This window comes from Streptomyces caniscabiei (assembly GCF_014930365.1).
Classification (GTDB): domain Bacteria; phylum Actinomycetota; class Actinomycetes; order Streptomycetales; family Streptomycetaceae; genus Streptomyces; species Streptomyces caniscabiei.
Genome location: NZ_JABXWI010000007.1, coordinates 405,668 through 417,790 on the forward strand (window position 1 = coordinate 405,668; position 12,123 = coordinate 417,790).

Annotated in this window: 10 protein-coding genes and 1 pseudogene; 7 read left to right on the forward strand and 4 right to left on the reverse strand. The window is 72.6% G+C overall.

All coding sequences use genetic code 11. The features are described 5' to 3' along the window. Positions 1-23: 23 nt before the first annotated feature. Positions 24-1,574: an FAD-binding oxidoreductase gene (locus tag HW837_RS21765; protein WP_193380576.1), complete on the reverse strand. Its 1,551-nt coding sequence runs from the start codon at positions 1,572-1,574 to the stop codon at positions 24-26. A 143-nt stretch (positions 1,575-1,717) separates the two neighbouring features. Between HW837_RS21765 and HW837_RS21770 the strand changes: the two genes are divergently transcribed. The 3 genes from HW837_RS21770 (at position 1,718) to HW837_RS21780 (ending at position 4,546) form a co-directional block, all read left to right on the forward strand. After that, positions 1,718-2,260: a phosphatase PAP2 family protein gene (locus tag HW837_RS21770; protein ID WP_045559561.1), complete on the forward strand. Its 543-nt coding sequence runs from the start codon at positions 1,718-1,720 to the stop codon at positions 2,258-2,260. Between the two features lie 301 nt (positions 2,261-2,561). Continuing rightward, complete coding sequence (locus tag HW837_RS21775) at positions 2,562-3,506, forward strand: decaprenyl-phosphate phosphoribosyltransferase (protein WP_193380590.1); 945 nt, start codon at positions 2,562-2,564, stop codon at positions 3,504-3,506. Between the two features lie 140 nt (positions 3,507-3,646). Continuing rightward, a complete protein-coding gene (locus tag HW837_RS21780; RefSeq protein ID WP_045559562.1) occupies positions 3,647-4,546 on the forward strand; it encodes a YihY/virulence factor BrkB family protein in 900 nt (299 codons plus the stop codon). Positions 4,547-4,630: 84 nt separating this feature from the next. Here HW837_RS21780 and HW837_RS21785 read toward each other — a convergent pair whose 3' ends face one another. Continuing rightward, positions 4,631-5,926, reverse strand: a complete 1,296-nt coding sequence (locus HW837_RS21785) for a D-alanyl-D-alanine carboxypeptidase family protein (protein ID WP_045559563.1) — start codon at positions 5,924-5,926, stop codon at positions 4,631-4,633. 127 nt (positions 5,927-6,053) lie between these two features. Between HW837_RS21785 and HW837_RS21790 the strand changes: the two genes are divergently transcribed. From HW837_RS21790 to HW837_RS21805, 4 genes are all read left to right on the forward strand, one after another. Further along, a complete protein-coding gene (locus HW837_RS21790; RefSeq protein WP_045559564.1) occupies positions 6,054-6,311 on the forward strand; it encodes an SCO4848 family membrane protein in 258 nt (85 codons plus the stop codon). After that, a complete protein-coding gene (locus HW837_RS21795; protein WP_045559565.1) occupies positions 6,311-7,669 on the forward strand; it encodes a metallophosphoesterase in 1,359 nt (452 codons plus the stop codon). The genes HW837_RS21790 and HW837_RS21795 overlap by 1 nt, the downstream gene beginning before the upstream one ends. Before the next feature lie 193 nt (positions 7,670-7,862). Continuing rightward, a complete protein-coding gene (locus tag HW837_RS21800; protein ID WP_045559566.1) occupies positions 7,863-9,416 on the forward strand; it encodes an ABC transporter substrate-binding protein in 1,554 nt (517 codons plus the stop codon). 117 nt (positions 9,417-9,533) lie between these two features. Then, the gene (locus HW837_RS21805; RefSeq protein ID WP_045559567.1) at positions 9,534-9,929 is read left to right on the forward strand and encodes an ATP-binding protein; all 396 of its coding nucleotides are present in this window, start codon (positions 9,534-9,536) and stop codon (positions 9,927-9,929) included. On the opposite strand, the pseudogene HW837_RS21810 reads toward HW837_RS21805, so the two are convergent. After that, positions 9,919-11,370: pseudogene (locus HW837_RS21810) on the reverse strand (sensor histidine kinase); the annotation flags it as partial. The gene HW837_RS21805 and the pseudogene HW837_RS21810 sit on opposite strands and share 11 nt — an antisense overlap. Further along, positions 11,367-12,035 carry a response regulator transcription factor gene (locus tag HW837_RS21815; RefSeq protein ID WP_045559627.1) on the reverse strand — a complete coding sequence of 223 codons (669 nt, stop codon included), beginning with the start codon at positions 12,033-12,035 and terminating at the stop codon, positions 11,367-11,369. The gene HW837_RS21815 and the pseudogene HW837_RS21810, both read right to left, overlap by 4 nt. Positions 12,036-12,123 lie beyond the last annotated feature (88 nt).

Below are 12,123 nucleotides of genomic sequence, written 5' to 3' on the forward strand. Positions count from 1 at the left end.
GCACCGCGCTCACGGCACGGCGTTCACAGGCCGAGACGGCGGGCCAGGTCCGAGACGAAGACCCCGCCCGGGTCCAACTCCTCCCGCAGTGCGCGGAATTCGGGGAGCCTCGGATACATCGAGGCCAGCAGTTCGGGCCGGAGACGGGCGTCCTTCGCCAGGTAGACGCGGCCCTCGGCGGCCGCGACCTCCTCGTCGAGCGAGTCCAGGAAGGCGCCGAGACCGGGCAGGCTCGCCGGGATGTCCAGGGCGAGGGTCCAGCCGGGCATCGGGAAGGACAGCCAGCCGGGGTCGCCCTCGCCGAACCGCTTCAGGACGGCGAGGAAGGAGGGGCAGCGGCGCGCCGAGATCCGGTCCACGATCCGGCGCAGGACCTCCTCCCGGCCGTGTCCGACGACGAACTGGTACTGCACGAAGCCGGACCGGCCGTAGATCCGGTTCCAGTGCGGGACCCCGTCGAGGGGGTGGAAGAAGGTGGAGAGCCGCTGGAGTTCGTCGGTGCGGGCCCGGGGCGCCCGGCGGTACCAGAGCTCGTTGAAGAGGCCCACGGCCGTACGGCCGAGGAGGCCGTCCGGGACGAAGGAGGGGGCGGCGGGCAGGCGGGAGGTCCGGAACTCCAGCGGACCGGCGGTCGTGTCCCGCCGGAACCGGAACGCGTCACCGGCCGAGAAGCGGCCCCCACGCGCGCGCGTGGACGTCGCCCCCCTCGGTCGCGACGACGGGGCCCGGCCCGTGGACGGGGGCGTCTCCAGTGCCTCCAGTGCCTCCGGTGGCGCGTGGTCGCCGCGGGTGAGGACCGCCCGGCCTGTCGCGGCGCCCCGGGCGAGCAGGTCGATCCAGGCGACCGAATAGCGGTAGTAGCGGTCGGTGGCGGTCAGACGGGCGAGGAGGTCGTCGAGGTCGCGCGCGCGTTCGGTGTCGACGGACATCCAGGACGTCTCGACGGGCAGGAGGCGGACGGTCGCGGTGAGGACGACGCCGGTGAGGCCCATGCCGCCGGCCGTGGCGTCGAAGAGCGGGGTGCCGGGGACGACCGTGCGGATCTCGCCGTCTGCCGTGAGCAGTTCGAAGGACAGGACATGGCGGGCGAACGACCCGGAGACATGGTGGTTCTTGCCGTGGATGTCGGCCGCGATGGCACCGCCGACGGTCACCTGACGGGTCCCCGGAGTCACCGGCACGAACCAGCCGAGGGGGAGCAGGACCTCCATCAGCCGGTGCAGCGAGACGCCCGCGTCGCACAGCACGGTGCCGCCGTCCGCGTCGATGGCGTGGACGCGGTCGAGGCCGGTCATGTCGAGGACGGCGCCGCCCGCGTTCTGCGCCGCGTCCCCGTACGCCCGCCCCAGCCCCCGGGCGATCCCGCCCCGCGCCCCGTGCGCCCCGCACGCCCGTACGACGGCCGAGGCCTCCTCGTACGTCCGTGGGCGGAGCACCCGGGCGGCGGTCGGGGCGGTGCGGCCCCAGCCGGTGACCGTGACGGGAGCGCCGGGGCCTGGACCGGGGGGCGGGACGGGGCGGTGGGGGCCGGCGGGCGGGGGAGCCGGGGAGGTCGAGGCGGCGTCGGCTGGCATGCTCGCGACCGTATCGCCGCGTACCGGGAGGAGTCGGGCGTATCGGCACGGCCGCTCTGTCGCCTCACCGAAATGGGTGATTAGTGGGATGTCGTTCAAGATTGCCGTAGCTCCGGGCCGGTCGCCTAGAAGAGTGGCGTCGCATGGATGAAGTTGACGTCGTCGAGGGTGTGCGGGGGCTGGACCGGCGGCTGCTCTCCGCGCTGCACGCCCGTGGTGCGGACCCGCGCGTCGCGAGCGCCGCGTGCGGGCTGTCCCGGGTGGGGGAGCACGGTCTGCTGTGGCTCGCGGCCGGACTGGCGGGCGCCGCCGTCGACCGGGAGCGGCGTCGCGTGTGGCTGCGCGGCACGGCACTGACCGCCGGCGCGCATCTGGCCAGCATGGGCGTCAAGCGGGTCGTACGGCGGCCGCGCCCCGCCCATGTCGAGCCCCTCGTCCGCACGGTCGGACGGCACTCCTTCCCCAGCTCGCACGCGAGTTCGGCGGCGGCCGCGGTCGCCGTCGTGGCCCACGGAGCCACGGGCGCCCCCGTGCTGCTGTCCGCCGCCGCGCCGCTCGCCGCCGCGATGTGCCTCTCCCGGCTCGTCGTCGGTGTGCACTACCCGTCGGACGTGGCGGCGGGGGTGGCCCTCGGGGCGCTCACGGCACGACTGGGCGCGCGCTGGGTGGTGAGCGGCGATGGCTGAGCGCACGGTGGCGGGGCGTACGCCGACGGGGGGCTCGACGTTCGGCCACGCCACGACCGGCCACGTGACGACTGGCTACGCAATGACCAGCGACACGACGGTCGGCGACACAACGGCCGCTCACGCAACGGCCGATGGTGCTACGACCAGCCACGCGACGACCGGCCACAGAACAGCCGACGGCACCGCGACCGGCCGCGCCACGACCGACCACGCCACGACCGGCCGCACCCCCACCGGTCGCACCACGCCCGGCGCCACACCGACCAGCGCCGCGCCCACCCTCCGCACCACCAGCCCCATGACGGCCCGGCGCGCTGTCTTTCCCGGGCGCCGGGTGTTTTCCGGACACGCGCCCCCGGCGGCCGGCCTCCTCCGCGGGCTGCTCCGGACCACCCGCCCCCGGCAATGGATCAAGAACACCCTCGTCGTCGCCGCGCCCGCGGCCGCCGGGGAGCTCTTCACCTCCCGCGCGCTCGTCCAACTCCCCCTCGTCTTCGTCCTCTTCACCGCCTGTGCCGCCGCCGTGTACCTCGTCAACGACGCCCGGGACGCCGACGCCGACCGCGCGCACCCCGTCAAGCGCCACCGTCCGGTCGCCTCGGGGCAGGTGCCCGTAACGGTGGCGTACGGGGTCGGGGGCGCCCTGGCCGTGCTCGCGCCGTCGGCCGCCGCCTGGCTCTGCTCGCCGTACACCGCCGCGCTGCTGACGGCGTACCTCGGTCTCCAACTCGCCTACTGCGTCAGCCTCAAGCACGTCCTGGTCGTCGATCTGGCGGTCGTCACCACCGGGTTCCTGATGCGGGCCATGATCGGCGGGATCGCCCTGGGCATCCCCCTCTCGCGCTGGTTCCTGATCACCACCGGTTTCGGCGCGCTGTTCATGGTCGCCGCCAAGCGTTACTCGGAGGCCGTCCAGCTGGCCGACCGGGCGGGCGCGACCCGGGCCCTGCTCGCCGAGTACACGGCCGGATACCTCCGCTTCGTCTGGCAGTTGGCCGCCGGCGTCGCCGTGCTCGGCTACTGCCTCTGGGCCCTGGAGGAGGGCGGCGTCCCCACCACGAGCGTGCTGCCCTGGCGGCAGCTGTCCATGGTCGCCTTCGTCCTCGCCGTCCTCCGCTACGCCGTCTTCGCCGACCGGGGCACCGCGGGCGAACCCGAGGACGTCGTCCTGTGCGACCGTGCCCTCACCGTCATCGGCCTCGTCTGGCTGACGATGTACGGGCTCGCGGTGGCGGACTGGTGAGCCGGCAGCGGTGAGCCTGTGAATCAGTCACGGTGAGCCGTTCACGACGGTGCCGGGAGTGATGTCGTCCGGAGGGGATCCGTGAACCGGTGTGGGGGTACCCGGTATCGGGTGTCGACGACTGGGGCAGAGTTCGGATCATGGACTGGCTGAAAAGGCTTCCCGGGGTGGGTCCGCTGGTGGAGCGTCTGATGACGACGCACGCGTGGCGGTCGTACGAGCGGCTGGAGCGGGTGAAGTGGACCCGGCTGGCCGCGGCGATGACGTTCATCAGCTTTCTCGCGCTGTTCCCGCTGCTGACCGTGGCGGCGGCCATCGTCGCGGCGACCCTCGGCAAGGACCAGCAGCGGGAGTTGGAGGATCGGCTCGCCGAACAGGTGCCCGGTATCTCCGACCAGCTCGACATCGCCGGCCTCGTCGACAACGCCGGCACGGTCGGGATCATCGCGGGCGCGCTGCTGCTGTTCACCGGCATCGGCTGGGTCGGCGAGATGCGCGGCTGTCTGCGCGCGGTCTGGGAGAAGGAGGACCCCGAGGAGAACCCCGTCGTCGCCAAGGGCAAGGACGCCGGCCTCCTGGTCGGTCTCGGCGGGGCGGTCCTCGTCTCCCTGGCCGCTTCCGCCGCCGCCTCCTGGGCCGTCAGCCGGTTCGCCGACCAGCTCGGCATCGACCGCGACGGCTGGGGCGGCTTCCTGCTGCGCCTCGCCGCGTTCGCCGTCGCCGTCCTGGCCGACTTCCTGCTCCTCCTCTACGTCCTCACCGTGCTGCCCGGAGTTCAGCCGCCGCGCCGCCGTCTCGTCGTCGCCGCCCTCATAGGAGCCGTCGGCTTCGAACTCCTCAAGCTCCTGCTCAGCGGCTACATCCAGGGCGTCGCCTCCAAGAGCATGTACGGCGCCTTCGGCGTCCCCATCGCCCTGCTGCTCTGGATCAACTTCACCACCAAGCTCCTGCTCTACTGCGCGGCCTGGACGGCGGAGGGCAGCAAGGAGAGCGCGCCCGCAGAGGACCTGGCGCCCCCGGCCAGGAACAGCGCCCCCTAAGGGGCGCGGGGAACGGCGCGACCAGCCACCACGCACCGGAACCCCGCATCCGACAACAACCAGGCAGACGCTCCCGGACCACCCCTACTTCTTCGCCCGCAGCGGCCACTTCCGGTTCACCAGGAACACCGCACCGGCCACCAGCACCAACACGCCCCCCATGATCCCGAGGGCGACCCCGGCCCCGCCGCCCCCGCCGGAGGCACGCGCGGCGACCGACTTGCCGCCCGCCCCGCCGGAGGCGGACGCCGACGCGGTGGCACCGGGCTGCGCGCTCGGCTCGTCGGCACCCCCGCCGGAGGTGTCGGCGCTCTTGGGCGGCACCAGCTCACCCACCGGCGTCACCTTGCCCGCCGCCTTGAACCCCCAGTCGAGGAGGCTCGCGGTCTCCTTGTAGACCTGGTTGTGCTCCTCCTTCTCCGGATGCATGACGGTGACGAGGAGGACCCGGCCGTCGCGCTCGGCGACCCCGGTGAACGTGGCGCCCGCGTTCGTGGTGTTGCCGTTCTTCACACCCGCGATGCCTTGGTAGGAGTCGAGACCGCTGTCCCCGGTGAGCAGTCGGTTGGTGTTCTGGATCTCGAAGGACGAACGGCTCTTCTTTCCGTTCTTGCCCTTCTTCGTCTCGCCGGGGAACTTCGCCCGGACGGTCGAGCAGTACTCCCGGAAGTCCTTCTTCTGTAGCCCCGACCTGGCGATCAGCGTCAGATCGTAGGCGGACGACACCTGCCCCTTGGCGTCGTACCCGTCCGGGCTGACCGCGTGCGTGTCCAGGGCCTGGAGTTCCTCGGCGTGCGCGTTCATGTCCGCGACGGTCTGCTTCACCCCGCCGTTCATGGCCGACAGGACGTGCACCGCGTCGTTGCCGGAGCGAAGGAAGACACCGAGCCACAGATCGTGCACGGTGTACGTCTCGTCCTCCTTTATGCCGACCATGCTGGAGCCCGAGCCCACGCTCGCCAGATCGGCGGGCACGACCTTGTGCTCGTCGTCCTTGTTGAACTTCGGCAGCAGCGTGTCCGCGAACAGCATCTTCAGGGTGCTCGCGGGAGCCAGCCGCCAGTGCGCGTTGTGCGCCGCCAGCACCTCGCCCGACTCGGCGTCGGCGACGATCCAGGAACGGGCGCTGATGCCCTTGGGCAGCACGGGCGCGTCGCTGCCGAGACTGGCATGGGTGCCGGGCTCGCCCAACAGCTCGCCGCCGACGGTCGACATGGTCGCCGGGGGTGTCGCCGACGGCGAGGCGCTCGGACTCGGTGACGGCTTCGCCGCGAAGGCCGGGCCGGCCGTCAGCATCGGCAGGGAGGCCAGGGAGAAGGACAGCAGGGTGGCTGAGGTGACCAGCAGGGGGCGCCTGGCGGTCTTCTTGGAGGCGGGCACGATCGAGAAAGTACATGGCTCCGACCGGTAAATCCCACTGCAGCGCTCCGTGGCGCTCACACTCCTGCTCACGCCCCCGCACGCACCCCGGCGCGATACCGGGACGGTCGGCGGCGATACTGAACCCATGAAGCTCAGCCGCCCCCTCTCCTGGTTCCTGCTCGCCTTCGGGGTGTGGAGCTGGGTCATCTGGATCACTTTCGTCAAGAACCTCTGGAAGGACGGCAGCGGGCTCGCGTTCGACGACGCGGGTGATCCGACGGCGTACTTCTGGGTGCATCTGACGCTCGCCGTCGTCTCCTTCGTACTGGGGACGGCCATCGGGGTCATCGGGTTGCGCGGACTGCGCGCCCTTCGCCGGGCCGCCGCCGGGAGTGCCACGTGATGATCGCCGTGTTCGTTCTGGTGCTCCTGCTGGTGCTGACCCTGTTCGGGGCGCTCCACTGGTACGCGTGGCGCCGCCTGGTGCGCGACACGACACGCGGACCGGGCCCGGCCAGACGCGTGGGCACGGCGGTGTTCGTCGCGGGACCGGTGCTGATGATCGCCGGCTTCGCGGCCGAGCGCATGCACGCGCCCTTCTGGTTGCAGCAGACGCTGACCTGGCCGGGCTTCATGTGGCTCGCCTTCGCGCTGTACATGCTCCTCGCCCTTCTGGTGGGGGAGCTCGTACGGCCCCTCCTGCGCCGTGCGGTGGAGCGGCGCGCCCCGGAGCCCGCGCCCCGGCCGGAACCCGCAGTGCGCGCGCCGGAGCCCGTCCCGGCGGGCGCGCAGCCCGCACCGTCCGCCGAGTCCGCACCGCCCGCCGACTCACCGGAGGCCGCCGAGCCCGGCCGGCCGGCCCCGCCCCACTCGGCGGAAGGCCCGCCCCACTCGGCGGAACCCCCGGCCCCGAGCACCCCCGCGCCCTCGGCCGACCCCTCCCGCCGCCTCTTCGTCTCCCGTGTGGTGGGCGGGGCCGTCGCCGCCGCGGCCCTGGGCACGGTCGGTTACGGCACCTACGGCGTCGTGCGCGGACCCAAGCTCAAGCGGGTCACCGTGCCGCTGGCGAAGCTGCCGCGCGCCGCGCACGGTTTCCGGATCGCGGTGGTCAGCGACATCCACCTCTCGCCGATGCTGGGCCGCGGCTTCGCACAGAAGGTCGTCGACACGATCAACTCCACGCAGCCCGACCTGATCGCGGTGGTCGGCGACCTGGTCGACGGCGACGTGGCGGACCTCGGCCCGGCGGCGGCACCGCTCGCCGGGCTGAAGGCACGGCACGGCAGCTACTTCGTCACCGGCAACCACGAGTACATCTCCGGCGCCGAGCAGTGGGTCGAGGAGGTGCGCCGGCTGGGCCTGACGCCGCTGGAGAACGCCCGCCGCGAACTGCCGTACCTCGACCTCGCCGGGGTGAACGACATCGCGGGCGAGGACGAGGGCCAGGGCCCCGACTTCGCCAAGGCGCTCGGCGACCGGGACACCTCACGGGCGGTGGTGCTGATGGCCCACCAGCCCGTGCAGATCCACGACGCCGTCGACCACGGCGTCGACCTCCAGCTCTCCGGCCACACCCACGGTGGCCAGATGTGGCCCATGACCTATGTCGCCCAGGCCGCCAACCCCACCCTCGCGGGGCTTGAGCGCTACGGCGACACCCAGCTCTACGTGAGCCGCGGCGCGGGTGCCTGGGGGCCGCCGGTGCGGGTCGGGGCGCCCTCGGACATCACCGTGGTGGAGCTGGCCTCGAAGCAGGCATGACGGTCCGTCAGGAAGGCTCCCGTTCCTGGTACGGGAGCCTTTCGGACACAAAAGGGCGGCAGGCTTACTGAGTTCTTTCTCAACTCAACAAAACCTGTCTTCCGTCAACACAGCCGACTGTGGTTAGGTGATCCGCGCCACCGCGGAACCACTGTGCGTAGTGGGCCGGGTGGGGTCCTTGGAAGGGGCGCCGATGCGGTCGGTTCGCTTGCGGATTCTCGCGTCGCTGCTGGTGGTGGCGACCGCGGCGATCGGCGCCTGGCAGTTGCTGCCGGCCCAGCGGGACGGGAACAGGACGATCGTCGTCGGCACCACCGACAAGGTCACCTCGCTCGACCCGGCCGGAGCCTACGACGCCGGGTCCTGGGCCCTGTTCAACAACGTGTTCCAGTCACTGCTGACCTTCGAACCGGGCGGCGCGGCGCCCGTGCCGGACGCCGCGCGCGGCTGCGAGTTCCTCGGCGACGCGCTCACCGTCTACCGCTGCACCCTGCGGCCGGGCCTGAGGTTCCCCAGCGGACGCGAGGTCACCGGGAAGGACGTCAAGTACTCCTTCGACCGGGTCAAGCGCATCAACTCCGACGTCGGGCCGGCCGCGTTGCTCGCCACCCTCCGGTCGGTCAGCGCGGACGGGCTGTCCGTCACCTTCCGCCTCTCCTCGCCGGACGCCACCTTCCCGTTCAAGGTGGCCACCGGCGCCGGGGCGATCGTCGACCGGACCAGATACCCCGTCAACGGGCTGCGCACGGACGGCGGCGCCGACGGCACCGGCCCCTACACCCTGACGTCGTACCAGGACGGGGAGGCCCGCCTCACCCCCGACGAGAACTACCGGGGCGCCGCCGAGGGCGCCCGCAGCCCGGTCCTCATGCGGTACTACGAGAACTCGGCGGCGCTGCAGAAGGCGTGGAAGGCGCGCAGGGTCGACGTCGCCACGCGCACACTGCCCCCCGCGACGCTCGCCGCCCTCTCGCCCAGCGACCCCGGCCAGCGGGTCGTGGAGGCCGACAGCACCGAGACCCGCAACCTGGTCCTCAACGTGCGGGTGGGCTCGCCGTTCCAGGACCGCCGGGTGCGGCAGGCGCTGGCCGGGCTGATCAACCGCGAGAAGCTGGTCGCCGAGGTCTACCGGGGCACCACCGAGCCCCTGTACTCGCTCATCCCGGCCGGCATCACGGGCCACACGACCTCGTTCTTCGACGCAGGCCCCCGCCCCGACCCGCAGCGGGCCCGCAAGCTGCTCGACGAGGCAGGCGTCGGCATGCCGGTGCGCTTCACCTTCGGCTACGCCGAGGGCAGTGGCTCGGCCGCCGCCGAGGCCGCCGAGCTGAAGGAGCAGCTGGAGGCGAGCGGGCTGTTCTACGTGACGACCAAGGCGTACGAGTGGACGGCCTTCCAGAGGCGGTACGCCGAGGGGAAGCTGGACGCGTACGGGGTGGGCTGGGTCGCCGACTACCCCGACCCCGACACCTTCAGCGGGCCCCTCGTCGGTACCGGCAACTCCCTGAACAACGGCTACGGCAGCGCGCGGGCGGACCGGCTGATCAAGGACAGCCAACGCTACGAGGACCGCAGCCGGGCCGCGACGGACTTCAAGGAGCTGCAGCAGGTCGTGGCCGAGGACGTGCCGTTGATCCCGCTCTGGCAGCGCAAGGAGTACGTGCTCAGCAGCGAGGACGTCGGCGGGGCGCAGTACCTCTCCGACGACACCGGCGTCTTCCGGCTGTGGCGGCTGGACTGGATATGACAGACGCCGCGTGACAGCTGACGCGAAGTCGCGGGCCGGACGTTCGCGGGAGTGACACGGCGTGCCCGCCCCACGCATCGTTCTGTGTCGGGGGCGTGTCCGGGGTGAGGAGCGCATGTGCTGAGACGCAACTCCTTCCGGCTGCCCCGCCATCCGGCGTCCGTGGGGCTCGTCCGACGGCGCGTACGGGAACATCTGGTCGACTGGGGGTACAAGGAGGGCTCCGCGGCCCTGGAGGACGTCGTCCTCGTCGTCTCCGAACTCGCGACCAACGTCGTCCGCCACGGCCCCTTGCTGGAGCGGGAGTTCGAGGTCGCCGTGACCGCGCTGGCGGACGGGACCTGCCTGGTCGAGGTCTCCGACGAGGACATGACCGTGCCCCGGATCAGGGAGGTGGGGGACTGGGAGGAGACGGGGCGGGGACTGCGGCTCGTGGAGCACCTCGCCGCGGCCTGGGGGGTGTGGAGCCGGGGACGGCACGGGAAGACGGTCTGGGCGCTGGTGGGAGGGTGACCGTCACTTTCAGGCCATCACCCGGGGCCGTACTCACCGAGACCTCGCCCTCGTGCGCCTCCACCACCCCCTGCACGATGGCCATGCCCAGGCCGCTGCCGGCACCCCCTCCCGCCCGGAAGAAGCGGTCGAAGATCCGGGTCGCGTCCTCCTGCGACAGACCGGGCCCCTCGTCCGCCACGTACAGGCGTACGGCCTCGGCCGTGCCCTCCGCCCCGAGCCGCACCGGCACGTCCGCCGGCGTGTGGGTGCGCACGTTGCTCACCAGGTTGCCCAGCAGCTGGCGCAGGCCCGACTCGTCGGCCCGGACGAGGAGGGTGCCGTCCGCCCGCACGGTGACCGGGCGGTCGGGCTGCTGGGCGCGCAGATCGGCGGCGGCGTCACGGACCAGGCGGGAGAGGTCCACGTTCCGCAGGCGCAGTTCGGGGCGCTGGTCGAGGCGGGCGAGGGTGAGCAGCTCGTCGACGAGGCGGCCCATCCGGTCGACCTCGTTGTGCATCCGGTCCCAGGCACGCCGGCGCTCGCCGGGGTCGGTGAGCATGCCCTTGTCGTGGAGCTGGAGGTAGCCGCGGATCGCGGCCAGGGGCGTACGCAGCTCGTGGGAGGCGTCGCCGACGAAGCGGCGCAGCTGGGCCGCGCTGCGTTCGCGGGTGTGGTGGGCCGTCTCGACCTGCTGGAGCATGGAGTTGAGGGCGAGCCGCAGCTGCTCGACCTCCAGGGTTGCCTCGCTGCTGGAGGGGACACGGCGGGTGAGGTCGCCCTCGGCGATCGCCGACGACGTCTCGACCATGTCCTCCAGCGGCCGCATCCGGCGCCGCACACCGAACAGGGTCAGACAGGCGAGCGTGGCGAGCAGCAGACCGCCGACGGCGAAGTCCAGCTTGAGGGCCCGCGCGATGACGTCGTGCAGCGAGGCGGTGGAGGTGGCGAGGAGGACGGTCGTGCCGTCGTCCATCCGGGCCGCCGTCACGCGGTGCGGGGCGCCCGCCACGTCGACGTCGTACGGTTCGTCGTCCGCGACGAGGGCGGCCGGGTCGCCCACCGCGCCGGCGAGGGCGCGCTGTTCCCCGGTGGGCGGGAAACCGGCGATGGTCAGCGGCTCGCCCCCGTCGTCCAGCGCGGTGAAGACGGCGCCCTGGACGAGGGAGTCGGCGCCGTCGGCCGCGGACCCACCGGACGTCCGGCTGCTGACGGCGACCAGGGCGCTGAGCGCGTCGACCTGCTCCATGCCGATCCGGGCGGCCCCGATCGAGTCGCGGGTCTGCATCAGCTCCCGGTCGACACTGTCGAGCAGGTACATCCGCATGCCCATCGCGCTGACCGCGGTGGCCGTGACGACACCCACCGCGAGCAGGACGACGTTCGCGAGCGTGAGCTTGGCCCGCAGCGAGTAGAGGCCGTGCCGCCGGCACGGCCTGCGCGGCCTCCCAAGGCGGCTCACGCCAGCCCGTATCCGACGCCCCGCCGTGTGGTGATCACCGGTGGGCCGAGCGCGTCGAGCTTGCGCCGCAGATAGCTGATGTAGGTCTCGACGACGGTCGACTCGGCCGGCGCGTGCTCGTACTGCCAGACGTGGCGAAGGAGTTGGTCCTTGGGCACGACCCGCCCGCCGTTGCGCACCAGGAACCGCAGCAGGGCGTACTCGGTGGGCGTCAGCTCCACCGTGCGGTCCGCCCGGCGCACCGAGTACGTCGTCTCGTCCAGCTCCAGGTCGCCGTAGCGCAGCGGCGGGCGCTGGGGGAGGACGTCGGCGCGCCGGGTGCGACGCAGGACGGCGGTGAGGCGGGCGACGACCACCTCGATGTCGAACGGCTTGGTGATGTAGTCGTCGCCGAAGCCGAGGGCGCCCACGATCTCGGCGGGCGCGTCCCGGGCGGTCAGGAAGACGAGCGCCGACTCCGGTCGCCTGGCGCGCAGTTCGCGGCCGAGGGCGCGGCCGTCCCCGTCCGGGAGCATCACGTCCAGCAGGGCCACGTCGGGCCGGGTGCGCTCCGCGAGCGCGAGCGCGTCACGGACCGTGCCGGCCGTCATCACCTCGAAGCGGTGGTAGCGCAGGGCGATCGTGAGGACGTCCGCGATGCTCGGCTCGTCCTCGACGACGAGCACGGTCGCCCCCTCGTGGCCGGTGCTCGCCGCGCCCTCCTGGCCGGAGGTCGTTCGCTCGGGGCCGGTGCTCGCTCGCTCGGATCCGGTC